The sequence below is a fragment of the Pseudomonas sp. GL-R-19 genome, from assembly GCF_019956375.1.
GTDB lineage: Bacteria > Pseudomonadota > Gammaproteobacteria > Pseudomonadales > Pseudomonadaceae > Aquipseudomonas.
This window is the reverse complement of the sequence record NZ_JAHBDJ010000033.1, coordinates 129,350-152,212: the sequence shown is the minus strand read 5'-3', so window position 1 is coordinate 152,212 and position 22,863 is coordinate 129,350. Positions and strand designations below refer to the sequence as shown.

At 60.3% G+C, this 22,863-nt stretch carries 22 protein-coding genes; 13 read left to right on the top strand and 9 right to left on the bottom strand.

Features of this window, described 5'->3' with window-relative positions; genetic code table 11:
- Positions 1 to 84 precede the first annotated feature (84 nt).
- The 4 genes from flgB to flgE are packed head-to-tail and all read left to right on the top strand — an operon-like array spanning position 85 to position 3,040.
- On the top strand, positions 85 to 492 hold the full coding sequence (gene flgB / locus KGA83_RS18015; RefSeq protein WP_108215261.1) for a flagellar basal body rod protein FlgB: 408 nt from the start codon (positions 85 to 87) through the stop codon (positions 490 to 492).
- Positions 493 to 495: 3 nt separating this feature from the next.
- Complete coding sequence (gene flgC, locus KGA83_RS18010; RefSeq protein WP_007980123.1) at positions 496 to 939, top strand: flagellar basal body rod protein FlgC; 444 nt, start codon at positions 496 to 498, stop codon at positions 937 to 939.
- 15 nt (positions 940 to 954) lie between these two features.
- Positions 955 to 1,677, top strand: a complete 723-nt coding sequence (gene flgD, locus KGA83_RS18005; RefSeq protein ID WP_108215262.1) for a flagellar hook assembly protein FlgD — start codon at positions 955 to 957, stop codon at positions 1,675 to 1,677.
- Between the two features lie 31 nt (positions 1,678 to 1,708).
- The gene (gene flgE / locus KGA83_RS18000) at positions 1,709 to 3,040 is read left to right on the top strand and encodes a flagellar hook protein FlgE (protein ID WP_317850593.1); all 1,332 of its coding nucleotides are present in this window, start codon (positions 1,709 to 1,711) and stop codon (positions 3,038 to 3,040) included.
- 260 nt (positions 3,041 to 3,300) lie between these two features.
- Here flgE and KGA83_RS17995 read toward each other — a convergent pair whose 3' ends face one another.
- Positions 3,301 to 6,195 carry a ribonucleoside-diphosphate reductase subunit alpha gene (locus KGA83_RS17995; protein WP_108215264.1) on the bottom strand — a complete coding sequence of 965 codons (2,895 nt, stop codon included), beginning with the start codon at positions 6,193 to 6,195 and terminating at the stop codon, positions 3,301 to 3,303.
- Positions 6,196 to 6,936: 741 nt separating this feature from the next.
- On the opposite strand from KGA83_RS17995, the gene KGA83_RS17990 reads away from it, so the two are divergent.
- Positions 6,937 to 7,659, top strand: a complete 723-nt coding sequence (locus KGA83_RS17990) for a winged helix-turn-helix domain-containing protein (RefSeq protein ID WP_223530397.1) — start codon at positions 6,937 to 6,939, stop codon at positions 7,657 to 7,659.
- Positions 7,656 to 9,266, top strand: coding sequence for an ATP-binding protein (locus tag KGA83_RS17985; protein ID WP_108215266.1), 1,611 nt, complete (start codon positions 7,656 to 7,658; stop codon positions 9,264 to 9,266). Before KGA83_RS17990 ends, KGA83_RS17985 begins: the two co-directional genes overlap by 4 nt.
- Before the next feature lie 126 nt (positions 9,267 to 9,392).
- On the opposite strand, the gene KGA83_RS17980 is transcribed toward KGA83_RS17985, so the two are convergent.
- Positions 9,393 to 10,118: a 4'-phosphopantetheinyl transferase gene (locus KGA83_RS17980; protein WP_218279785.1), complete on the bottom strand. Its 726-nt coding sequence runs from the start codon at positions 10,116 to 10,118 to the stop codon at positions 9,393 to 9,395.
- A gap of 162 nt (positions 10,119 to 10,280) precedes the next feature.
- Positions 10,281 to 11,072 (bottom strand): dienelactone hydrolase family protein, encoded by a 792-nt coding sequence (locus KGA83_RS17975; RefSeq protein ID WP_223530396.1) that lies wholly within the window; start codon positions 11,070 to 11,072, stop codon positions 10,281 to 10,283.
- A 145-nt stretch (positions 11,073 to 11,217) separates the two neighbouring features.
- Here KGA83_RS17975 and KGA83_RS17970 point away from each other — a divergent pair, with 145 nt between their 5' ends.
- The 3 genes from KGA83_RS17970 (at position 11,218) to KGA83_RS17960 (ending at position 13,961) form a co-directional block, all read left to right on the top strand.
- Positions 11,218 to 11,820, top strand: coding sequence for a hypothetical protein (locus KGA83_RS17970; RefSeq protein WP_108215269.1), 603 nt, complete (start codon positions 11,218 to 11,220; stop codon positions 11,818 to 11,820).
- A gap of 120 nt (positions 11,821 to 11,940) precedes the next feature.
- Complete coding sequence (locus KGA83_RS17965) at positions 11,941 to 12,618, top strand: response regulator transcription factor (protein WP_102669958.1); 678 nt, start codon at positions 11,941 to 11,943, stop codon at positions 12,616 to 12,618.
- Positions 12,615 to 13,961: an ATP-binding protein gene (locus tag KGA83_RS17960; protein ID WP_223530395.1), complete on the top strand. Its 1,347-nt coding sequence runs from the start codon at positions 12,615 to 12,617 to the stop codon at positions 13,959 to 13,961. The genes KGA83_RS17965 and KGA83_RS17960 overlap by 4 nt, the downstream gene beginning before the upstream one ends.
- A gap of 138 nt (positions 13,962 to 14,099) precedes the next feature.
- On the opposite strand, the gene KGA83_RS17955 is transcribed toward KGA83_RS17960, so the two are convergent.
- Complete coding sequence (locus KGA83_RS17955) at positions 14,100 to 15,098, bottom strand: AraC family transcriptional regulator (protein ID WP_223530394.1); 999 nt, start codon at positions 15,096 to 15,098, stop codon at positions 14,100 to 14,102.
- 338 nt (positions 15,099 to 15,436) lie between these two features.
- On the opposite strand from KGA83_RS17955, the gene KGA83_RS17950 reads away from it, so the two are divergent.
- On the top strand, positions 15,437 to 16,771 hold the full coding sequence (locus KGA83_RS17950; protein ID WP_115947297.1) for a dicarboxylate/amino acid:cation symporter: 1,335 nt from the start codon (positions 15,437 to 15,439) through the stop codon (positions 16,769 to 16,771).
- A 145-nt stretch (positions 16,772 to 16,916) separates the two neighbouring features.
- Positions 16,917 to 18,092 (top strand): CaiB/BaiF CoA transferase family protein, encoded by a 1,176-nt coding sequence (locus KGA83_RS17945; protein ID WP_223530393.1) that lies wholly within the window; start codon positions 16,917 to 16,919, stop codon positions 18,090 to 18,092.
- A gap of 134 nt (positions 18,093 to 18,226) precedes the next feature.
- Here KGA83_RS17945 and KGA83_RS17940 read toward each other — a convergent pair whose 3' ends face one another.
- Positions 18,227 to 18,721, bottom strand: coding sequence for a SprT family zinc-dependent metalloprotease (locus KGA83_RS17940; protein WP_108215275.1), 495 nt, complete (start codon positions 18,719 to 18,721; stop codon positions 18,227 to 18,229).
- Between the two features lie 157 nt (positions 18,722 to 18,878).
- Positions 18,879 to 19,481, bottom strand: a complete 603-nt coding sequence (locus KGA83_RS17935) for a Yip1 family protein (protein ID WP_108215276.1) — start codon at positions 19,479 to 19,481, stop codon at positions 18,879 to 18,881.
- 358 nt (positions 19,482 to 19,839) lie between these two features.
- Here KGA83_RS17935 and ttcA point away from each other — a divergent pair, with 358 nt between their 5' ends.
- Both ttcA and KGA83_RS17925 read left to right on the top strand, forming a co-directional pair.
- Positions 19,840 to 20,664, top strand: coding sequence for a tRNA 2-thiocytidine(32) synthetase TtcA (ttcA, locus tag KGA83_RS17930; RefSeq protein WP_115947295.1), 825 nt, complete (start codon positions 19,840 to 19,842; stop codon positions 20,662 to 20,664).
- Positions 20,665 to 20,704: 40 nt separating this feature from the next.
- Complete coding sequence (locus KGA83_RS17925; protein WP_223530392.1) at positions 20,705 to 21,379, top strand: DNA-3-methyladenine glycosylase I; 675 nt, start codon at positions 20,705 to 20,707, stop codon at positions 21,377 to 21,379.
- A 99-nt stretch (positions 21,380 to 21,478) separates the two neighbouring features.
- Here KGA83_RS17925 and KGA83_RS17920 read toward each other — a convergent pair whose 3' ends face one another.
- Genes KGA83_RS17920 through arsC form a run of 3 tightly spaced genes read right to left on the bottom strand, consistent with a single transcriptional unit; the run spans position 21,479 to position 22,852 of the window.
- Positions 21,479 to 21,904, bottom strand: a complete 426-nt coding sequence (locus KGA83_RS17920) for a DUF2069 domain-containing protein (protein WP_115947293.1) — start codon at positions 21,902 to 21,904, stop codon at positions 21,479 to 21,481.
- 1 nt (position 21,905) lies between these two features.
- Complete coding sequence (gene wrbA, locus KGA83_RS17915; protein ID WP_218427344.1) at positions 21,906 to 22,502, bottom strand: NAD(P)H:quinone oxidoreductase; 597 nt, start codon at positions 22,500 to 22,502, stop codon at positions 21,906 to 21,908.
- Positions 22,499 to 22,852 (bottom strand): arsenate reductase (glutaredoxin), encoded by a 354-nt coding sequence (arsC, locus tag KGA83_RS17910; RefSeq protein ID WP_223530391.1) that lies wholly within the window; start codon positions 22,850 to 22,852, stop codon positions 22,499 to 22,501. The genes wrbA and arsC overlap by 4 nt, the downstream gene beginning before the upstream one ends.
- Positions 22,853 to 22,863: the final 11 nt, after the last annotated feature.

Below are 22,863 nucleotides of genomic sequence, written 5' to 3'. Positions count from 1 at the left end.
CCCGGTTTCCGGGCTTTTTTGAATTGGCATGGGGCTTGCTAAGTTGATCCTACGAAAAATCAGGTCACCCGAAGGTTTCCCGACATGAGCATCAGCTTCGATAAAGCGCTCGGTATCCACGAACAGGCCCTGGGCTTCCGCGCCCAGCGTGCCGAAGTCCTGGCCAACAACATCGCCAACGCCGATACCCCGAACTACAAGGCTCGGGACCTGGACTTCTCGAAAGTGCTCGCTGAGCAGAACGAGAAAACCAGGAACGGCACCTTCGCCTTGAACATGACCAACAGCCGTCACATCGAAGCTGAAGGCCTGGGCAATGGCGACGAGTCGTTGCTGTATCGCACGCCGATGCAACCGTCGATCGACCAGAACACCGTGGACGCCCAACTGGAACAGTCGAACTACGCGCAAAACGCGATCGGCTTCCAGGCCAGCTTCACCCTGATCAACAGCAAATTCAAAGGGCTGGTGTCAGCCCTGCGCGGAGAGTAAGCCATGTCTCTATCCAGTGTTTTCAACATTGCCGGTAGCGGCATGAGTGCCCAGACCACACGTTTGAACACCGTCGCTTCGAACATCGCCAACGCCGAGACGGTTTCGTCGAGCATCGACCAGACCTACCGCGCGCGTCACCCGGTATTTGCCACCATGTTCCAGGGCGGCCAGAGCGGCGGCAGCGACTCGCTGTTCCAGAGCCAGGATGCCGCCGGTCAAGGCGTGCAGGTGCTGGGTGTGGTCGAAGACCAGAGCAACCTCGAGGCGCGCTATGAGCCGAACCATCCGGCGGCCGATGCCAAGGGCTACGTCTACTACCCGAACGTCAACGTGGTGGAAGAAATGGCCGACATGATTTCCGCGAGCCGTTCGTTCCAGACCAACGCCGAAATGATGAACACCGCCAAAACCATGATGCAGAAGGTCCTGACCCTCGGTCAGTGATAAGGGACGACTCAGATGAGTGTTACCGATTCCACCAGCGGTTTGAGCCTCAACGACATCCTGGCCAATTCCTCGATCAAGACCAACACCACGACTGACGGCCTCGCGTCGGCAACCGGCAGCGCCACGGGCAACCAGGCCCTGGGCAAGGATGCGTTCCTGCAGTTGCTGGTGACCCAGCTGAAAAACCAGAACCCGCTGGAGCCCCAGGACAACGGCGCGTTCGTGGCCCAGCTGGCGCAGTTCAGCAGCCTGGAAGGCATCACCACGCTCAACAACACCGTGAGCGGCCTGGCCAGCAACTACAACTCGTCCCAGGCCTTGCAGGCATCGTCGCTGGTGGGCCGTTCGGTCATCGCGCCGGGCGACAAGGCGGTGGTCGACACCACCAAGAGCCTCAGTGGCACGGTGGTCGTGCCGTCTTCGGTGGCGTCCGCCACCCTGAAGATCACCGACGCAGCCGGCAAGACCGTGCGCACCATCGACCTCGGTTCGCAGAAGGCCGGCAATGCCAGCTTCATCTGGGATGGCAAGAACGATGCGGGTGAGACGGTACCCGCGGGCACCTATACCTTCGGTGCCACGAGCACGATCGATGGCCAGTCCGTCGCGTTGATCACCAACCTGCCCGCGACCGTCAACAGCGTGACCATCAGCCAGACCGGCGGTGAGTTGATGCTCAACCTGGCCGGGCTGGGCAGCGTTGCCCTGTCCAAAGTTCAAACCATTGGTATGTAGAGCCGACTAACACGGCACAAAGGAGTGGATGATGTCTTTCAATATCGGCCTTAGCGGTCTCTATGCAGCCAATAAACAACTGGACGTGACCGGCAACAACATCGCCAACGTCGCGACCACCGGTTTCAAATCGTCACGTGCAGAGTTCGAAGACGTGTACTCGGCGACCCGCCTGGGCACCGGCAGCAAGACCGTCGGCAATGGCGTGCGCTTGTCCAACGTTTCCCAGCAGTTCGGCCAGGGTGACATAAGCAACACCGGTAACGTGCTCGACATGGGTATCCAGGGCAATGGTTTCTTCGTCCTGAGCAACAACGGTTCGCTGACCTACAGCCGTGCCGGTACATTCAAGACCGACAAGGAAGGCTACGTCACCAACAGCGACGGTACGGCCCGCCTGCAAGGTTACGGTGTGGACTCCAACGGCAAGATCGTCAATGGCGTGCTGACCGACCTGCGGATCGACACCTCCAACCTGGCACCGAAATCCACCAGCACCGTGTCGTCGACGATCAACCTGAACTCCACCTCGGCGGTGATCGACCAGGCGGTTGCGGCGAACAAGTTCGACCCGTCCAAGACCGAGACCTTTACCAAATCGTTCAGCACCCCGATCTTCGATACCCAGGGTAACCAGCACACCATGGATCAATACATGGTCAAGACTGGAGCGAACACGTGGGACACCTACACGCTGATCGATGGCCGCAACCCGGATGGCAGTGATCCTACCGTTACCGCTCCGGTTGCTTCGACCATGTCGTTCGATTCCACCGGCAAACTGACTTCGGTCAGCACGCCGGTAACGCCGCCAACCACGCCACCGACTTCGGTGATCAGCAGTGACCTGAAAATCACCAATTGGACCCCGGGCAGTGTCACCAATGGCGTCTGGACAGCCAACGGCGCCGCAGCCGATCCGGCCGGATTGACCATCGCCATGGCCAGCACCACCCAGTTCAACGCCGACACCGCGCGTTCGATTCCGGCACAGAACGGTTACGCCACTGGCCAGATCACCAACCTGACCATCGACGGCAGCGGTGTGTTGCTGGCCAACTTCAGCAACAACCAGACCAAGCCGATCGGCCAGATCTCCCTGGCCAGCTTCACCAACGAACAAGGCCTGCAGCCGGTAGGCGGCACCAGCTGGAAAGAAACCTACGCGTCGGGCATCCCGGGCTACGATGCGCCGGAGACCGGCACCCTGGGTTCAGTCGTTTCCAACTCCCTGGAGGAGTCCAACGTCAACCTGACCAACGAGCTGGTCGACCTGATCAAGGCGCAGAGCAACTACCAGGCGAACGCCAAGACCATCTCCACCCAGAGCACCATCATGCAGACCATCATTCAGATGGCTTGATGCTCGATTGTGTTGTGCAAGGAGCCCCTCATCAGAGGGGCTTTTTTTGTGGGTGGCGAAAACCTGTAGGAGCGAGCTTGCTCGCGATGGTCGTCAACGATAACGCGCGTTGTCTGGATACACGCGGCGCCCTCAAGACCATCGTCGGATCGCCGCCCGGAGCAAGCTCGCTCCTACAGACAGGCAAAAGAAAACCCCCGACCCGCCAGAGGCTGATCGGGGGTTTCGGGTAAGCGCCTTTCGGTGCTTACGGGCTCAGCTTATTGGCAAGCTTCGCAATCCGGCTCGTCGATGGCGCAAGCCTTTGGCACTGGAGCAGGACCGGCAGGCGCTGCCAGGACCGAGTCGTCACCGTGGTTGCCGCCGCTGGAAACAGCGTTCAGCTTGCCGGTGTTGATGGTCGACTTCTCGGTGCTGGTCGCGGCCAGGGCACGGAGGTAGTAAGTGGTTTTCAGGCCACGGTACCAGGCCATGCGGTAGGTCACGTCAAGCTTCTTGCCCGAAGCGCCAGCGATGTACAGGTTCAGCGACTGAGCCTGGTCGATCCACTTCTGACGACGGCTGGCCGCGTCGACGATCCACTTGGTGTCCACTTCGAACGCGGTCGCGTAGAGCTCTTTGAGTTCTTGCGGGATGCGCTCGATCTGCTGCACCGAACCGTCGTAGTACTTCAGGTCGTTGATCATGACCGAATCCCACAGACCGCGAGCCTTCAGGTCGCGAACCAGGTACGGGTTGATCACGGTGAATTCGCCCGACAGGTTCGATTTCACATAGAGGTTCTGGTAGGTCGGTTCGATCGACTGCGAAACGCCAGTGATGTTGGCAATGGTCGCGGTCGGTGCGATGGCCATGATGTTCGAGTTACGAATGCCTTTCTGTACACGGGCGCGAACCGGTGCCCAGTCCAGGGATTCGTTCAGGTCGACATCGATGTACTTCTGGCCACGGGCCTCGATCAGGATCTGTTGCGAATCCAGCGGCAGGATGCCTTTGGACCACAGCGAACCCTGGAACGTCTCGTACGAACCGCGCTCGTCGGCCAGGTCGCAGGACGCCTGGATCGCGTAGTAGCTGACCGCTTCCATCGACTTGTCGGCGAACTCGACGGCAGCGTCGGAACCGTAAGGGATGTGCTGCAGGTACAAAGCGTCCTGGAAGCCCATGATGCCCAAACCGACCGGACGGTGCTTGAAGTTGGAGTTCTTCGCTTGCGGCACCGAGTAGTAGTTGATGTCGATCACGTTATCGAGCATGCGCACGGCGGTGTTCACGGTGCGTTGCAGCTTGGTGGTGTCCAGCTTGCCGTCGACGATGTGGTTCGGCAGGTTGATCGAGCCCAGGTTGCAAACGGCGATCTCGTCCTTGTTGGTGTTCAAGGTGATCTCGGTGCACAGGTTCGAGCTGTGGACCACGCCGACGTGCTGCTGCGGGCTGCGCAGGTTGCACGGGTCCTTGAAGGTCAGCCATGGGTGGCCGGTTTCGAACAGCATGGACAGCATCTTGCGCCACAGGTCTTTGGCCTGGATGGTCTTGAACAGCTTGACCTTGCCCGGGTACTCGGTCAGGGCTTCGTAGTACTCGTAGCGCTCTTCGAAGGCCTTGCCGGTCAGGTCGTGCAGGTCCGGTACTTCGGACGGCGAGAACAGGGTCCACTTGCCGTCATCGAAGACGCGCTTCATGAACAGGTCCGGGATCCAGTTGGCGGTGTTCATGTCGTGGGTACGACGACGGTCATCACCGGTGTTCTTGCGCAGCTCGATGAACTCTTCGATGTCCATGTGCCAGGTTTCCAGGTAGGCACAGACTGCGCCTTTGCGCTTGCCGCCCTGGTTAACCGCTACGGCGGTGTCGTTCACTACTTTCAGGAACGGCACGACGCCCTGGGATTTGCCGTTGGTGCCCTTGATGTACGAACCCAGCGCACGCACCGGCGTCCAGTCGTTGCCCAGGCCGCCAGCGAATTTCGACAGCATGGCGTTGTCGTGGATGGCGCCGTAGATGCCCGACAGGTCATCCGGAACGGTGGTCAGGTAGCAGCTCGACAGCTGCGGACGCAGGGTGCCGGCGTTGAACAGGGTCGGGGTCGAAGCCATGTAGTCGAAGGACGACAGCAGGTTGTAGAACTCGATCGCGCGGTCTTCTTTGTGCTTCTCTTCGATTGCCAGGCCCATGGCCACGCGCATGAAGAAGATCTGCGGCAGTTCGAAACGCACGCCATCCTTGTGGATGAAGTAACGGTCGTACAGGGTCTGCAGGCCCAGGTAGGTGAATTGCTGGTCGCGCTCGTGGTTGATCGCCTTGCCCAGTTTTTCCAGGTCGAAGGTGGCCAGCACAGGGTTCAGCAGTTCGAACTCGATACCTTTGGCGATGTAGGCCGGCAGCGCCTTGGCGTACAGGTCGACCATTTCGTGGTGGGTGGCGCTTTCGGCGACGCCGAGGAAGCCCAGGCCTTCGCCGCGCAAGGTGTCCATCAGCAGGCGCGCGGTCACGAACGAGTAGTTCGGCTCGCGTTCAACCAGGGTACGGGCAGTCATCACCAGGGCGGTGTTGACGTCGTTCAGGGCTACGCCGTCGTACAGGTTCTTCAGGGTTTCGCGCTGGATCAGGTCGCCGTCGACTTCTTCCAGGCCTTCGCACGCTTCGGTGACGATGGTGTTCAGGCGGCCCATGTCCAGCGGCGCCAGGCTGCCGTCGGCACGGGTGATGCGGATCGACGGGTGAGCGTTGACCGCTTCTTCGGCCGGTGCGTGGGCAGCGCGTTCTTTCGAACGACCGTCACGGTAGATCACGTAGTCGCGGGCCACTTTCTGCTCGCCGGCACGCATCAGGGCCAGTTCGACCTGGTCCTGGATTTCTTCGATGTGGATGGTGCCGCCCGAAGGCATGCGACGCTTGAAGGTCGCGGTGACCTGTTCGGTCAGGCGGGCAACGGTGTCGTGGATTCGCGACGAGGCAGCAGCGGTGCCGCCTTCAACTGCGAGGAACGCTTTGGTGATGGCGACGGTGATTTTGTCATCGGTGTAGGGAACGACAGTGCCGTTACGCTTGATCACGCGCAGTTGGCCAGGCGCGGTGGCGGACAGATCCGAATTCGAATCAGCGGCCTGCGGCAAGGTGCCCTGCGGGTTCTCGCGAGTTGTGTCGGTTTGCATGGGGGAGTGTCTCCACATTCTCTATGTTTGTTTGGGCACCATCACGGTGCCCACCGTTCCGTCCTGAAGCACTACAACCGGCGAGTGCCGGGCATAACGACTTCGGGACAGTAGGAAGGGGGCTTTATCGGGCGCCGCTTCCATGCCGAAGTCTTTGGTCTCACGCCTTGGGCCTGAAACCTTGGTCCATTGCAGGTGACAGTTGGAACTGCAACACCCGTACCGTTTTCACCACTCGGGGCCGAAATACAGTAGCCATCCGCATGCGCGGTTTGGTCTTTCGAAAATACGTATGGTTCAACCGGACAGAGGCAATAAAAGCGCTTGAAATTGGTGTCTGGTTTGTGTTTGGTTTTTTAGCGAAAAACCCTACATCTAGGGTTTTTTTAGCGCCGGGCTACAAGATAATGCGTTTTGGGGGGCGATTGCAACGTACTGCCTGTGGATAAACCTGTGCGTAAATTGTGTGTGAAAGAGGGAACCGGCGTGTAGGCCGCGACCTTGCTGGACCGGACCTTTTTTCAGCATTTTTCAATGATCGAAAATGCTTCGGCGGATTTTTAAGGGCGCGAACCCTATCACAAAAAACCGCGTCCTCCGAACGCATTTACCCGCTTGTGTTCTCGACGGGCGGCGTTTATACAATCGGCCCAGCGTGTATACATATTTGTCCCCCCGAATCATTACAAAAAGACGGGCGGATCCTTCCTTATAAGTGTTTCTGGCAAGTAGAGGTCACCCGTGGAGCAAGAAGCCTGGCAGGTATTGATTGTGGAAGACGACCAGCGACTGGCTGAACTGACCCGCGATTACCTGGAAGCCAATGGCCTGCGTGTTTCGATCGAAGGCGATGGTGGGCTCGCTGCGAACCGCATCATCAAGGAACAACCGGACCTGGTGATCCTCGACCTGATGCTCCCCGGTGAAGATGGCCTGAGCATTTGCCGCAAGGTCCGCGCCCGCTATGACGGCCCGATCCTGATGCTCACCGCCCGCACCGATGACACTGACCAGATTCTCGGCCTGGACCTCGGCGCTGACGACTACGTCTGCAAGCCGGTACGCCCGCGTCTGTTGCTGGCGCGCATCCAGGCCCTGCTGCGTCGCAGTGAAGCACCCGAAGTCGCCCCGGAAAAACAGCGGCGTCTACAGTTCGGTCCGCTGATCGTCGACAACGCCTTGCGCGAAGCCTGGTTGCAGGGCAACGGCATCGAGCTGACGAGCGCCGAATTCGACTTGCTCTGGCTGTTGGTGGCCAATGCCGGGCGCATTCTGTCCCGGGAAGAGATCTTCACCGCACTGCGGGGCATCGGCTATGACGGTCAGGACCGCTCCATCGATGTGCGCATCTCGCGTATCCGCCCGAAGATCGGCGATGACCCGGAGCATCCACGGCTGATCAAGACCGTGCGCAGCAAAGGCTATCTGTTCGTCCCCGAGGCTTGCGTAGACCAGACCCTGTGAACTCGATCTTCCTGCGTATTTATGGCGGCATGTGTGCTGCGCTGATTCTGGTGGCGGTGCTCGGTGTGCTGGCGTTGCACCTGCTCAATCAGGTGCGCAGCGAGCAATACCGCGAGCGCCTGGCCCACGGCACGTTTTCGCTGATGGCCGACAACCTGCAACCGATGAACCAGACCGAGCGCCACCGGGCCTTGCTGGTGTGGGAGCGGCTGCTGGGCATTCCGCTGGCGCTGAAAAGCTTTGCCGAGACCGACCTCGACCTGACCCAGCGCACCCGTGTGTTGCGCGGCCAGGCATTGGTGGAACAGACCGGCCCGCATGCGGCGAAGGTGTACAAGCTGGTCAGCGACAAGGAACAATTGATGCTCACCGGGGAAGTGCAGCAGATCAGCGAGCAACTGGCCCGGGCGACCATCTACCTGTTGACCGATGAACTGGTGCGCACCCCGGTCGCCGACCAGCCCATGCGCCTGGCGCAATTGAAGCAAGACAAGGGCTTCGGTTTCGACCTGCGTCTGGTCACGGTTGACGAGGCGGACATGGACGAAGACCAGCGTCGCCGGGTGTCCGAGGGCGACACTGTGATGGCGCTGGGCAAGGGCGGCGATTCGATCCGGGTGTTCGCCGGCATGGTCGGCACGCCGTGGGTCCTGGAAATCGGTCCGTTGTATCAGATGAATCCTTATCCGCCGGAATGGCTGGTGCTGATTGCTGCGCTGGGCCTGACGCTGATCGGTTTGATCGTCTATCTGCTGGTGCGTCAGCTGGAGCGACGCTTGCGTGGCCTCGAAGCTGCCGCCACGCGCATTGCCAAGGGCAGCCTGGAAACCCGCGTGCCGGCGCGCGGCGCGGACTCTGTGGGGCGGCTGGCCTCGGCGTTCAACGGTATGGCCGAGCACCTGCAGCAGTTGCTGGCGATCCAGCGCGAACTGGTGCGCGCGGTGTCCCACGAATTGCGCACGCCGGTGGCCCGCCTGCGCTTTGGCCTGGAGATGGTCGGTTCGGCCACCACGCCGCAAGCCCTGGAAAAATACTGCCAGGGCATGGACCACGACATCGAGGACCTCGACCGGCTGGTGGACGAGATGCTGACCTATGCGCGGCTCGAACAGGGGTCGCCGGCGCTGAACTTTCAGCGGATCGATCTGGATGCCTTGGTCAATCAGGTGATCGAAGAACTGGCGCCGTTGCGCGCCGACGTCACGGTACTGCGAGGTTTGTGCCTGTCGGCCGCCGATAACGACGATGCCTGGGTCGAAGCCGAACCGCGATATCTGCACCGGGCGATCCAGAACCTGGTGAGCAACGCCATGCGCCATGCGCAATCACGGGTGACTATCAGTTATCAGGTGGGGCAGCAGCGATGCCGGGTGGATATCGAGGATGACGGGCCAGGTGTGCCGGAGTCGGCGTGGGAGAAAATCTTCACGCCGTTCCTGCGACTCGACGACAGCCGCACCCGGGCGTCAGGCGGGCATGGATTGGGGTTGTCGATCGTGCGGCGAATCATCCATTGGCATGGCGGGCGGGCGTTGATCGGCAAGAGCAAGAGCCTTGGCGGGGCTTGTTTTAGCTTGAGCTGGCCGAGAAATCAGGAGAAGCGTTGAGCCTTGTGTTGTCTGTTGCGGCCCCATCGCGAGCAGGCTCGCTCCCACACTGGATCTATGTCACGCCACAAATCCCTGTAGGAGCGAGCCTGCTCGCGATGGCGGCCTGACAGGCGCCAATAAACCTCAGGCCTTGATGCTGACCAGACTCAACAACTGCCCATCCTTGACCCCGAACTGCGCATCCAGCTCGGTGCCGTTGCGCCATTCGCTGGACAAGTCAGTGAGCAGTCGCAACCGCACCTCACCCGACTCACGCCACTCCAGCACTTCGGCGTGTTCGAAATAAAAGCGTTGCTGAACGATCGGATAGAGGGCCTTGAACAGGCTTTCCTTGACCGAGAAGGTCAGAGTGACCAGCAATGCCCGTTGATCGTGACCACCTGCCGCCATGCGTTGTAGCTCCGGCGGATTGAGGATTTCCCCGGCCAGGCGTTCGGCCCGTTCAGCATTGAGCAGGTTTTCCAGATCCATGCCCAGGCCGCGCCAATGGCTTTTGTTCGCCACGATCGCCGAGGCCCGGCCAGTGCTGTGGGTGATCGAGCCAGTGATATGAGCAGGCCAGACCGGTGCCCGGTCTTCACCGATGGCCGGAATGAAGCTCAAACCTTCGAGCCGCTGTAACGCGGCCCGGGCACACACCCGTCCGGCAAGAAACTCCGCCTGCCGTTTGGCGACCGAGCGCTGGATGCTCGCCGGCGCTTCGACGGCGCTTCGCTGAAAATCATCGCTGGTCAGTTGGGCGCTATCGAAGTGAGTACTCAACAGGACCGTATCGGGCAGCACAAACGGCAGCGGCCAATGGTCATCGAGGGGCGTGCAGCAGACGGGCAGGGCGGGGGCTGAATTCATGTCGGGCATTTTGCCGGGTTGCCTTGGGGCTGGGTAGTGCAAAGCTTCAGATCGGTGTTGCTGCCTTCGCGAGCAGGCTCGCTCCCACAGCAAGTGTGCAAGCGACATAAATCCACTGTGGGAGCGAGCCTGCTCGCGATAGCCGCGACGCGGTCTACCGGTTCAACCAAAGATTTTCTTGAAAAACGCCTGCATGTCCGCCCACGATTTTTCATCCGCGGCCTTGTTGTAGCCGATGTCCGGCCCGCCATGATCGCCATGGCTTAACCGGTCGGCATCCGGGTTGGTGAAGCCGTGCCTGGCGCCGTCGAGGCTGACGAATTGGTAGTCGGCGCCGGCCTTGTCCATCTCGCTCTTGAAAGCCGTGATGTTTTCCGGGGTGACGATGCTGTCCAGCGCTCCGTGTTCCACAAGGATCTTCGCCTTGACGCTGCCTCGCGTTGCCGGCGTATTGGTCGCCAGCGCGCCATGGAAACTCACCACGCCTGCCAATGGCACGCCCTGTCTTGCGGCATTGAGCACCACGCCACCACCGAAGCAGTAGCCGATGGCGGCGATGTTATGCGGATCGGTTTGCGGTTGTTTTTTCAGCAGGTCGAGCCCGGCCTGAAACCTCGCGCTCGACACGGCACTGTCTTTTGTCACGGCTTGCATGAACGCCATGGCGTCTTTGGGGTGCTCGGTATTTTTGCCGTCGCCGTACATGTCAATGGCCAAGGCGCTGTAGCCCAGACCGGCGAGATCCCGGGCGCGACGCTTGGCGTAGTCGTTCAGGCCCCAGAACTCATGCACCACCACGACCCCGGGGCGCGGGCCCTTGATGGCATCGTCATAAGCGTAGTAGCCGATCATTTTCGTGCCATCGGCACTTTGGTAGGGGATTTCCCGGGTCTGGATGGCGGCCTGGCTGAGCCCGCTCAAGGCCAGTAGGAGGACGGCGAAGAACATGCGCATGGTCGGATCTCCTGTTGAAAACTGTCGAAACATCGGGAAGGGACGGTTCAGCCCAGGTTCAGAGTGCGTTCAGGGGGAGTTCAGGGCGCGGTGCGTAACCTTGCCCCGTACCCAAAAAACAAACGGCACATGAGGAAACTCCCCAATGACTGGATTCAAAAAACTGCTTCTGGCAATCACGGTTCTGGGCGCAAGCACTGCAGCCTTCGCGTCCGACGACAACTTCGCCAGCCTTACTCTTGGACAGACCAGCGACAAGGTCAAAAAGTCCCACGCCCTGAACGACAACCTTAATCACCCCAACGCCGATGGCGTGATCGGCAAGGACACTACCTGGGGTGTTCGTCTGGGCCAGCAAAACACCAAGGGCCGGTACTACGCCACCTACGACAACGTGTCGGGCTCGCACAATGGCATTAAACTGCGTCAGGAAAACCTCCTGGGCAGCTACGATCTGTTCTACCCGGTGGGCGGCAGCACCAAATTGTTCGGTGGCGCCACGGCCGGCCTGACCAAAATGACTCAGGAGTCGCCAGGCTTCAGCCGCGACAGCAATGTCGGCTATGCCATCGGTGGGCAGGTGGGTGTGCTGCAACAGGTTACGCAGAAAACCTCGGTGGAACTGGGTTACCGTTACCTGCGCACTAACGCCAGCACCGAGATGAGTGAGCGCGGTGGCAGCAAGCAGGGTTCGCTGGACCTGACCAGCAGCGCCCAGACTTACCTGTCCGCCAACTACGCTTTTTGACAAGCGTTTCGTGAGCAGCCTGCGCCGGATCAACCGTAATGGTTGATCCGGCGTTGCCATGTTAGCTATTGAGGTGCGACGTTGCGCCTCTGGAGATGTTGATTTGCCCGGGAGAGCGTTATGAAACTGCTGGTCGTCGAAGATGAAGCGCTGCTGCGTCATCACCTGCAAACCCGCCTGACGGAGAGTGGCCACGTGGTCGAGTCCGTGGCCAACGCCGAGGAGGCGCTGTACCAGACCGCGCAGTTCAACTTTGACCTGGCGGTGATCGACCTCGGACTGCCGGGCATGAGTGGCCTCGACCTGATCCGCCAGTTGCGCTCAAGTGGCAAGACCTTCCCGATCCTGATCCTCACCGCGCGCGGCAACTGGCAGGACAAGGTCGAAGGCCTGGCCGCCGGCGCCGACGATTACGTGGTCAAGCCGTTTCAGTTCGAAGAACTGGAGGCCCGCCTGAATGCCTTGCTGCGCCGCTCCAGCGGTTTCACCCAGTCGACCATCGTCGCTGGTCCGTTGCTGCTGGATCTGAACCGCAAGCAGGCGTCCCTCGATGAACAGCCGCTGGCACTGACCGCGTACGAGTACCGCATCCTCGAATACCTGATGCGCCATCACCAGCAAGTGGTGCCCAAGGATCGCTTGATGGAACAGCTCTACCCGGATGACGACGAGCGCGATCCGAATGTGATCGAGGTGCTGGTCGGCCGTCTGCGCCGCAAACTGGAGGGGCCGGGCGGGTTCAAGCCGATCGACACCGTGCGCGGCCTGGGCTACCTGTTCAATGAGCGTTGCACTTGATCCGCTCGCTGCGCATTCGCTTGATGCTCGCCGCCACGCTGTTGGCGGTTTTGTTCATGCTGGCGCTGCTGCCGGCGATGCAGGGGGCCTTCAGCCTGGCGTTGCAGGACTCCATCGAGCAGCGTCTGGCATCGGACGTGACCACGTTGATCTCCGCCGCCCGGGTGGAGAACAACAGCTTGCAGATGCCGGCGCAATTGCCTGACGAACGCTTCAACCTCGCCGATAGCCGATTGCTCGGCTATATCTATAACCGGGAAGGGCGTCTGGTCTGGCGCTCGAAGGCGACCCAGGAAGAACGGATCAATTACAAGCCGCGCTACGACGGGCGTGGCAACGAGTTTGCGCGGATTCGCGAAGCCAATGGCCAGGAGTTCTTTGTCTACGACGTCGAGGTCAAGTTGCTCGGCGGCAAAAGTGCGGCCTTCAGCATCGTGGCGCTGCAGCCGGTTCGCGAATACGAACTGACCCTCGAAGGCCTGCGGGAAAATCTGTATCTGGGTTTTGGCGCGGCACTGCTGGTGCTACTGGCGTTGCTGTGGATCGGTCTGACCTGGGGCTTGCAGGCATTGCGGCGCTTGAGCCAGGAACTGGACCAGATTGAAGGTGGCACCCGCGAAAGCCTCAGTGAGGAACATCCCCGGGAATTGCTGCGCCTGACCGGTTCTCTCAACCGTTTGCTGCACAGTGAGCGTGAGCAGCGCAGTCGCTACCGTGATTCCCTCGATGACCTGGCCCATAGCCTGAAAACGCCGTTGGCGGTGTTGCAAGGCGTCAGTGAAGACCTGGCCCAGCGTCCTGAGGATCGCGATCAGGCCTGGGTGCTGCAAACCCAGATTGAACGCATGAGCCAGCAGATCAGCTACCAATTGCAGCGCGCCAGCCTGCGCAAAAGCGGTCTGGTACGTCATCAGGTGCGCTTGCACCCGGTACTGAAAAGCCTGTGCGACACACTGGACAAGGTCTATCGCGACAAGGGCGTGCACGTCGCGTTCGATTTGCCCGACCCGTGTTACGTACCGATCGAACAAGGCGCTCTATTGGAGATGATGGGCAATTTGCTGGAAAATGCCTATCGCCTGTGCCTGGGCGAAATACGCATCAGTGTGCGTGGAACTCTCAGCGGCACCGAGTTGTGTGTCGAGGACGACGGCCCCGGCGTACCACAAAATCAGCGCGCACGGATTCTCGAGCGCGGAGAGCGCCTGGATCGCCAGCACCCGGGGCAGGGCATCGGACTGGCGGTGGTCAAGGACATCATCGAGAGCTACAGCGCCAAGCTGACCTTGGGCGATTCACCGATGGGCGGTGCGGCGTTCCGGATTCTTTTTCCGGTGGTTTAGTGGTGTTTTATCGGACGCCATCGCGAGCAAGCTCGCTCCCACAGTTGATCATGTGCCCAAGGAAAATGTGGTCCCCTGTAGAAGCGAGCCTGCTCGCGATGGGGCCAGTGCGTTCACCCGGTAGCTGAACCTTGAACCTCAGTGTTCCTGCGCCCGATAAGCCCCCGGTGTCAGCCCCGTCCACTTCTTGAACGCCCGGTGAAATGCCGACGGTTCGGAAAACCCCAGCTGCTCGGCGATCTGTTGCAACGACAGGTCAGCGCGGCTCAGGTGATAAATCGCGATGTCGCGGCGCAACTGGTCCTTCAACTCCTGAAAGCTCGAACCCTCTTCCCGCAGATGTCGGCGCAAGGTCTGCGGGCTGATGTGCAGGTGGGCGGCCACGGCTTCCAGGTCGGGCCAGCGTGAACTGTCGCGACTGAGCAAGCGCCGCAGGCGGCTGCTCAAACTGTCGCCGTCATCCGGGCGCGAGAGCAGGTCGGCGGGGGAGCGCTCGAGGAAATGCTTGAGGGTGCGTTCGTCCTGCAACAGCGGCATGGCCAGGTAGCGGCTGTGAAACAACAGGCTGCTCTGGGGCCTGGAAAACTCAAGCGGACAGGAAAACAACAGGTCGTACTCGGCGCCGTGTTCGGGCCGGGGGTAGCTGAACGAGGCCTGTTCCAGGCGAATGCGCTGGCCGATCAGCCAGCTGCCGAAACGGTGCCAGATCACCAGCAGGCTTTCGCTGAGGAAATGGTCCGGGTCCCAGAGTTGCGAATCGTCCAGGCTCAGGCGCACCCATTCATCTTCTCGGCTGAGCGTCAAGCGCGGAGCCCCGGGGAATAGGCTATAAAACAATAAGCCGCGATGGAGTGCCTTATCCAGGTTGCGACAGTGAATCACGGCATGGCACATCATCGCGAAGCTGCCCGGCCTGCTTGGGGCTTGCCCGAACCCCAGGTACTCGTCGTCCAGCGCCAGCCATAACGCCTGGATCAGTTGGGTGAATTGCTCAGGCGCGATGCGTGCCCGGGGCTCGTCCAGCAACTCGGGGCTGATCCCCAGTTGTTGTAGCACGGCGCAATAGTCGTAGCCGTGCCGACGCGCACCACCAAGGGCGGCGCGGGCGAAATGACTGGCGATGGTGCGTTCGCGCATGGCAGCAGGTCTGACCGTTGATCGACGGATGTTAGCTGCGCACCGTGGGCATGAACAGGGCGGATATCCGCCAAATGGCAGGACGACTTTTAATGGAAGGGCGGAAATCCGCCACATGCTTGTAACCGTTCGGTGTCAGGGGAATCGCTGCAACCCCGGATATCAACAGGCTTGCAGGGATTTTACGGAAGGTGGCACGGGCCTTGCGATACAACGTGCAGATGCCTGCCGTTGCGCAGCTCGAAAAAACAAATCCCTCCAGTGCAGGAGGGTTCGCAATTGCGGTGTTGCGGGCAACAGATGGATGTTGTCACCGGGCACCCTTGAGGAACTTTGCAATGACGACTCGTCAGCCACTGTACAAATCCCTGTATTTCCAGGTGATCGTTGCAATTGTCATCGGTATTTTGCTCGGTCACTTCTATCCGCAGCTCGGTGTGGCGGTAAAACCGCTGGGTGACGGGTTCATCAAGCTGATCAAAATGATCATCGCCCCTATCATCTTCTGCACCGTCGTCAGCGGAATCGCCGGCATGCAGGACATGAAAGCGGTCGGCAAGACTGGCGGTTACGCACTCCTTTACTTTGAAATCGTTTCGACCATCGCTTTGCTGGTGGGGCTGGTCGTGGTCAACGTCGTGCAGCCAGGTGCTGGCATGCACATCGACGTAAGCACCCTGGATGCCTCCAAAGTCGCTACCTACGTAGCGGCTGGCGCTGATCAAAGTGTCGTCGGCTTCCTCCTCAACGTGATCCCGGCCACCATCGTTGGCGCATTCGCCACGGGCGATATCCTGCAAGTGCTGATGTTCTCGGTGATCTTCGGTTTCGCCCTGCATCGCCTGGGTGCCTACGGCAAGCCGCTGCTGGACTTCATCGATCGCTTCGCCCATGTGATGTTCAACATCATCAATATGATCATGAAGCTCGCGCCGCTCGGTGCTTTCGGTGCCATGTCCTTCACCATCGGTGCCTACGGTGTCGGTTCGCTGGTGCAACTGGGTCAACTGATGGCCTGCTTCTACATCACTTGCCTGCTGTTCATCCTGGTCGTGCTGGGCTCCATCGCTCGCGTGCATGGCTTCAGCGTGCTGAAGATGATCCGCTACATCCGTGAAGAACTGCTGATCGTGCTCGGTACTTCTTCTTCAGAATCGGTGCTGCCACGCATGCTGATCAAGATGGAGCGTCTGGGCGCGAAGAAATCCGTGGTAGGCCTGGTGATCCCGACCGGCTACTCGTTCAACCTCGACGGTACCGCCATCTACCTGACCATGGCCGCGGTGTTCATTGCCCAGGCAACCGACACCCACATGGACATCACGCACCAGATCACCCTGCTGGTGGTGTTGCTGCTGTCCTCCAAAGGCGCTGCGGGTGTGACCGGTAGCGGTTTCATCGTACTGGCTGCGACCCTGTCCGCCGTGGGCCACCTGCCGGTTGCCGGCCTGGCGCTGATTCTCGGCATCGACCGCTTCATGTCCGAAGCACGCGCCCTGACCAACCTGATCGGCAACGCCGTTGCCACTGTCGTTGTGGCCAAGTGGGTCAAGGAACTGGACACCGACGTGCTTCACGCCGAGCTGGCTTCTGGCGGACGCGGCATCGCCGACGAGCCTAAAGACGATGTTCTGGGCCACGTCGAAGAGGTAGCCCCGGCTAACGCCAAGTAAGCCTTGTTGTAATGAAAAACCCGCTTCGGCGGGTTTTTTCATGTTCGGCGATTGAGCGCAACGGTCACTGCGCGTGGCGCATAAGGTGATTGCTGCAATGCGTTCGGCTGCCTAGTCTGGGGGGCATCGTATAGGGAGAACGCCCATGCTCGGTCCACTGGCATCACTCAAGGTTCTGGATTTCTCGACACTGCTGCCGGGGCCATTCGCCTCGTTGCTGCTGGCGGACATGGGCGCCGAGGTGCTGCGCATCGAATCACCGACGCGCATGGATCTGCTGCGGGTGTTGCCACCCCATGATCAAGGGGTGTCAGCCAGTCATGCCTACCTCAACCGCAACAAACGCAGCCTCGCCCTGGACCTCAAACAGCCTGAGGCCCTTGAGGTGATCAGGTCGTTGCTACAGGACTACGACATCGTGCTCGAGCAGTTTCGCCCGGGTGTCATGGAACGTCTGGGCCTGGGCTACGAAGCCCTGAAGGCGATCAATCCCAAATTGATATATGTGTCGATCACCGGCTACGGCCAGACCGGCCCCTACAAGGACCGCGCGGGCCATGACATCAACTACCTGGCCCTGTCCGGGGTGGCGAGTTACACAGGTCGTGCCGACAGTGGGCCGCTGCCGTTGGGCATGCAGGTGGCGGATGTCGCCGGTGGTTCGCTGCACGGGGTGATCGGCTTGCTGGCGGCGGTCGTTGCCCGGCAGCAAACCGGTCAGGGCCAGCACCTGGATGTCAGCATGACCGACTGCTCGTTCAGCCTGAATGCGCTGGCAGGTGCCGGGTACCTGGCCTGTGGCGTGGAGCCAGGGCCGGAAGACCAGGTGCTCAATGGCGGCAGCTTCTACGATTACTACCGATCCCGGGATGGGCGCTGGCTGTCGGTGGGCAGCCTGGAACCGGCATTCATGAAACAGTTGTGCACGGCGTTGGGGCTTGAGGAACTGGCCGGCCTCGGCCTGTCTGCGGCGCATCAGCAACAGCTTAAAGCCACGCTGAAGGCCGAATTCGAAAAGTATGACTTTGCCGAGTTGTGCACGCTTTTCGCGGAGCTGGATGCTTGTGTCGAGCCAGTGTTGAGCCTGGGAGAAGCGCTACGTCATCCGCAGCTGCAGGCGCGGGAGTTGGTGACCGACGTGCCCCGTGGCGATGGCTCGACCCAGGAGCAGATGGCGTGTCCGTTGAAGTTTTCCGATGGTTTGCCAGAGCCGAAGCATATCGGTGCGGCGTTGGGGCAGCATACCGATCAGGTATTGGGGGAGTTGGGGTTTAGCATTGAGCAGATCGAACAGTTGCGGCGTGCCAAGGTGATTCTCTAGTGCTTGTCAGGCCGCCATCGTCGGAGCGCCGCCCGGAGCAGGCTCGCTCCCACATTGGGTTTGTGGCACGCCAAAGATCCCCTGTGGGAGCGAGCCTGCTCGCGATGGCGGTAGCACAAACACCGGAAATCCAACTACTCGACCCGCATCTCCCCACTGAACACCAAGGTATGGCGACACCGCCGGCACAAATACCGCCGACCTTGCCGAACCAGGCTGTGGCGCTGGGCGGAAAACGGGAAGTCGCTGTCGGCGCACGGGCATTTGTAGATGTAGCGGGTCACGCGGCGGCGTTTGACGTCATAGGTGTGGCAGCGGTTGGGCGGCAGTTCGTACACGCCGCGCATGATCAATTGCCACTCTTCGCCATGGGGCTGAATGCGGTCGCCGAACAACTGATGGGCGATCAGGTGCGCGACCTCATGGGCCACGGTCTGCTTGAGGAAGTCTTCGGTGTTTTCCCGGTACAACTGCGGATTGAAGCGCAGCAGGTTCTCGTGCAGATGCGCGACACCGGCTTTTTGCCCGCGCAGCTTGAGGCTCACCACGGGGCGTTTGAAAGGTCGTTTGAAAAAGGATTCGGCTTGTTGGAAACAGTCTTCGACGCGGGTATTGAGTTGCTCGGGCATGCTTGATGGATCTCCAGAGCAGTCGAGTATGCCGCAACCCTCGGGCCTTGCGAATCGCCAAGTTGCCGAATGGTCGTGTGCGTTCTCGTTGCTGAAGAATGAAAAGGCCGCCTTGCGGCGGCCTTTGTCGGCAGTTCTCATTTTCAGTGATGAGCGGCTAACTGGTGTAGACCGGACCCACGCCGAGTCCCCAGACAATCACGGTGAACGCCATGATGGCGACCAGCACCACCAGGCCTACGGCTAGCACCGAACTTGAAAACAGGAAACCTTCGTCAGATGGAATGTTCATGAATGTCGGCAAGCCCACGTACAGCAAGTACACCGTGTAGCAGATGGCGGCGGTGCCGACGATCATTCCCAGCCACAAGTGCGGGTACAAGGCGGCGAGGCCACCGATGAACAGCGGTGTGGCGGTGTAGGTGGCAAACGCAATGCAGCGGGCCAGGCTTGGGTTGGCGTCATAGGTGCGGGCCATCCAGTGGATGAATGCGCCCATTACCGCGACACCGCCGAGCATCGCCAGGTACGACATGATGGTCATCCATATCGCGCTTTCTACGGTCAGCATTACGGGAGGCCGATTGCCGATGACCCAGCCGACCTGTGTGGTGCCAATAAAGGCAGACACGGCGGGGATCGCCGCCAGGATCAGCGTATGGGTCAGGTACATGTGGCCGATGCTTTCCTCCTGGTCGCCACGGATTTCTTTCCATTCTTGGTCAGGGTGGGTGAAGAGCCCCACTACGTGATGGATCATGCCAGTCACTCCTCTTGTCTTTACCGTCGCCCCCCAGTGGAGCGCCTACAGGCCAATGCGGCCAAGCAAGTCACAGGTCTGAAATTTGTATACGACCTTATGTCGCAGTATAGGGAGGAGTTTCCCCAGAGGGAGTAGGGGCTTTAGAGCAAATCGCGCTGTAAACCCCAGGCCTAATCGCGGTTGCGTCTGTAGGAGCTGCCGAAGGCTCGGTCCGCGCTAGGGCGATCTTTTGATCTTTGGCAATTTCAGCGCCACCGAAGATTAAAATCAAAAGATCGCAGCCTTCGGCAGCTCCTACAGGTCGATTTTTTGCGTAAAATGCCCGCCTTTCGTCACACCTCACGGATTTCGCGTCATGGGCACTCTCACGGTCAACCAGAACAAACTGCAAAAGCGCCTTCGCCGACTGGCCGGTGAGGCGGTTGCCGATTTCAACATGATTGAAGACGGCGACAAGGTCATGGTCTGCCTGTCCGGTGGCAAGGACAGCTACACCATGCTCGACGTGCTGATGCACTTGCAGAAGGTCGCGCCGATCAAGTTCGAGATCGTGGCCGTGAACATGGACCAGAAGCAGCCGGGCTTCCCGGAGCACGTGCTGCCGGCCTACCTCAAGGAACTGGGTGTCGAGTACCACATCGTCGAGAAAGACACTTACTCGGTGGTCAAGGAGCTGATCCCGGAAGGCAAGACCACCTGCTCGCTGTGCTCGCGTCTGCGTCGCGGAACGCTCTACACCTTTGCCGATGAAATCGGCGCGACCAAGATGGCCCTCGGTCATCACCGTGACGACATTGTCGAAACGTTCTTCCTGAACATGTTCTTCAACGGGTCGCTCAAGGCCATGCCACCGAAGCTGCGCGCCGACGATGGACGTAACGTGGTGATCCGCCCGCTGGCCTACTGCAACGAAAAAGACATCCAGGCCTACTCGGACTTCAAGCAATTCCCGATCATCCCGTGCAATCTCTGTGGCTCCCAGGAAAACCTGCAGCGTCAGGTGGTCAAGGAAATGCTGCTGGACTGGGAGCGCAAGACCCCGGGCCGTACCGAGAGCATTTTCCGCAGCCTGCAGAACGTGATCCCGTCGCAACTGGCGGACCGCAACCTGTTCGACTTCACCAGCCTCAAGATCGACGAAAGCGCGGCTTCGCGATTCGTCAACGTGGTCAACCTCTGATCAAAATGTGGGTTCTTCGTTTCAATCCTCAGGAGAGGGCATGCGCGACTACAAGTGGCTGAACGAGTACTGTTTGAACCGCTTCGGTTCGGCGGCTGAACTGGAAGCCCATCTGCCCGTTCCCAAAACCCCGGAACAATTGCGCAAGCTCAGCGACGATCGCTACCTCTCGACGATGGCACTACGGGTATTCCGCGCCGGGCTCAAGCACAGCCTGGTGGATGCCAAGTGGCCAGCCTTCGAAGAAGTGTTCTTCAAGTTCGACCCGGAAAAAGTCGTGCTGATGAGCGCCGAGCATCTGGAACGGCTGATGCAGGACACGCGGATCATCCGTCACCTGGGCAAGCTCAAGAGTGTGCCGCGCAATGCGCAGTTCATACTGGACGTGGCCCATGAAAAGGGCAGCTTCGGCGCGCTGATCGCCGATTGGCCGGTGACCGATATCGTCGGGCTCTGGACCTTTCTGAAAAAACGCGGACATCAGTTGGGGGGTCTGTCTGCCCCGCGCTTCTTGCGGATGATCGGCAAGGACACCTTTGTACCGAGCTATGACGTGGTGGCGGCGCTGAATGCGCAGGACATCATCGACAAGGTGCCGAGCAGCCTGCGTGACCTGGCGTTGGTGCAGGACGTGTTCAACCAGTGGCATGAAGAAAGTGGCGGGCGGCCGATGAGCCAGATTTCGATGATGCTGGCTTATACAGTCAATCATTGAGACCGAGTCGCCCCCTTCGCGAGCAGGCTCGCTCCCACAAGGGATTTGTGAATGACACAGATCCAGTGTGGGAGCGAGCCTGCTCGCGATGGCGGATTATCAGGCGACGCTGACTTCGCCCTCGCCAGCCAGCTTGCGGTTCAACTGATACCGCCACCGCACATACAACAGCGCCGAGCAAAACACCGCCAGGCTTGCGCCCATCTCCAGCAAACCGAACATCTGCCGGTTCGGGTCATACGCGGCCAATGCGCCCTTGATGAAATACAGGTTCACCACAAAGCACATCCACGAATGCCCGCGTGGGCTGCCGACGATCATCCCCGGTGCCAGTATCAGCAACGGCACCAGCTCGATCAACAGAATCACCCATGGCCGGGCGCCGTGCAGGTCGGCGACCAACAGGTAATAGATGCACAGCAATCCCACCAGGCCGAAAAAGCACAGCAGACTGATGATACGCATCGCCTTGACGCGTGGCTCGAGCCATTCGAGGGCAGGCAGAATCTTTGGCTTTTTTGCCACCTCAGCTCTCCAGTTTCTGTGCAGTCTTCGCCAGGCGCATACCCAGCGCGCGGCACAGCGCCACTTCATGGGCATCCAGACCGCTTTTGCCGTCGGCACCGGCATGGTGGCTGGCGCCGTATGGCGTGCCGCCGCCCTGGGTTTCCAGCAGTGCCGCTTCACTGTATGGCAGGCCGGTGATCAGCATGCCGTGGTGCAGCAACGGCAGCATCATCGACAGCAGCGTGGTTTCCTGGCCGCCGTGCAGGCTCGCGGTGGAGGTGAATACCCCCGCCGGTTTACCCACAAGGGCGCCGGTCAGCCACAGGTTGCTGGTGCCGTCGAGGAAGTACTTGAGCGGTGCGGCCATGTTACCGAAGCGGGTCGGGCTGCCGAGTGCCAGGCCTGCGCAGTTCTTCAGGTCGTCGAGGCTGGCGTACAGCGCGCCTTCGTCGGGAATCTGCGCAGACACGGCTTCGCATTCGGTCGAGATCGCCGGCACCGTGCGCAGGCGCGCTTCAAGTCCGGCCTGTTCGACACCGCGGGCAATCTGCCGGGCCATTTCGTTGGTCGAACCGCTGCGGCTGTAGTACAGAACCAGAATGTACGGTGCACTCATGGCAACAGTTCCAGGATCTGCTCCGGTGGGCGGCCGATGATGGCTTTGTCACCGACTTCGAGAATCGGTCGCTCCATCAGTTTCGGGTGGGCGGCGATAGCGGCGATCAATTGCGCTTCGCTCAGGCTGTTGTCGGCCAGGCCGAGGGTTTTGTACTCGTCCTCGCCGGTGCGTAGCAATTGCCGGGCGCTGATCCCGAGTTTGCCCAGCAGGCTCTGGATTTGCGCGGCGTCCAGCGGAGTGTCCAGGTAACGGACCACGGTAGGCGTCAGGCCACGGGCTTCAAGCAGTTCGAGCGCACCGCGGGATTTCGAGCAGCGCGGGTTGTGATAAAGCGTCAGATCGGTCATGAGCGGGTCGC

Excerpts from the sequence above, each read along its gene's own strand:
- KGA83_RS17925 (WP_223530392.1), top strand. The coding sequence starts at position 20,705 with ATGCGCGACTACAAGTGGCTGAACGAGTACTGTTTGAACCGCTTCGGT.
- KGA83_RS17950 (WP_115947297.1), top strand. The coding sequence starts at position 15,437 with ATGACGACTCGTCAGCCACTGTACAAATCCCTGTATTTCCAGGTGATC.
- ttcA (WP_115947295.1), top strand. The coding sequence starts at position 19,840 with ATGGGCACTCTCACGGTCAACCAGAACAAACTGCAAAAGCGCCTTCGC.
- KGA83_RS17965 (WP_102669958.1), top strand. The coding sequence starts at position 11,941 with ATGAAACTGCTGGTCGTCGAAGATGAAGCGCTGCTGCGTCATCACCTG.
- KGA83_RS17980 (WP_218279785.1), bottom strand. The coding sequence starts at position 10,118 with ATGAATTCAGCCCCCGCCCTGCCCGTCTGCTGCACGCCCCTCGATGAC.
- arsC (WP_223530391.1), bottom strand. The coding sequence starts at position 22,852 with ATGACCGATCTGACGCTTTATCACAACCCGCGCTGCTCGAAATCCCGC.
- wrbA (WP_218427344.1), bottom strand. The coding sequence starts at position 22,502 with ATGAGTGCACCGTACATTCTGGTTCTGTACTACAGCCGCAGCGGTTCG.
- KGA83_RS17945 (WP_223530393.1), top strand. The coding sequence starts at position 16,917 with ATGCTCGGTCCACTGGCATCACTCAAGGTTCTGGATTTCTCGACACTG.
- flgC (WP_007980123.1), top strand. The coding sequence starts at position 496 with ATGTCTCTATCCAGTGTTTTCAACATTGCCGGTAGCGGCATGAGTGCC.
- KGA83_RS17970 (WP_108215269.1), top strand. The coding sequence starts at position 11,218 with ATGACTGGATTCAAAAAACTGCTTCTGGCAATCACGGTTCTGGGCGCA.
- KGA83_RS17975 (WP_223530396.1), bottom strand. The coding sequence starts at position 11,072 with ATGCGCATGTTCTTCGCCGTCCTCCTACTGGCCTTGAGCGGGCTCAGC.
- flgD (WP_108215262.1), top strand. The coding sequence starts at position 955 with ATGAGTGTTACCGATTCCACCAGCGGTTTGAGCCTCAACGACATCCTG.
- KGA83_RS17955 (WP_223530394.1), bottom strand. The coding sequence starts at position 15,098 with ATGCGCGAACGCACCATCGCCAGTCATTTCGCCCGCGCCGCCCTTGGT.
- flgB (WP_108215261.1), top strand. The coding sequence starts at position 85 with ATGAGCATCAGCTTCGATAAAGCGCTCGGTATCCACGAACAGGCCCTG.
- flgE (WP_317850593.1), top strand. The coding sequence starts at position 1,709 with ATGTCTTTCAATATCGGCCTTAGCGGTCTCTATGCAGCCAATAAACAA.
- KGA83_RS17940 (WP_108215275.1), bottom strand. The coding sequence starts at position 18,721 with ATGCCCGAGCAACTCAATACCCGCGTCGAAGACTGTTTCCAACAAGCC.
- KGA83_RS17935 (WP_108215276.1), bottom strand. The coding sequence starts at position 19,481 with ATGATCCATCACGTAGTGGGGCTCTTCACCCACCCTGACCAAGAATGG.
- KGA83_RS17995 (WP_108215264.1), bottom strand. The coding sequence starts at position 6,195 with ATGCAAACCGACACAACTCGCGAGAACCCGCAGGGCACCTTGCCGCAG.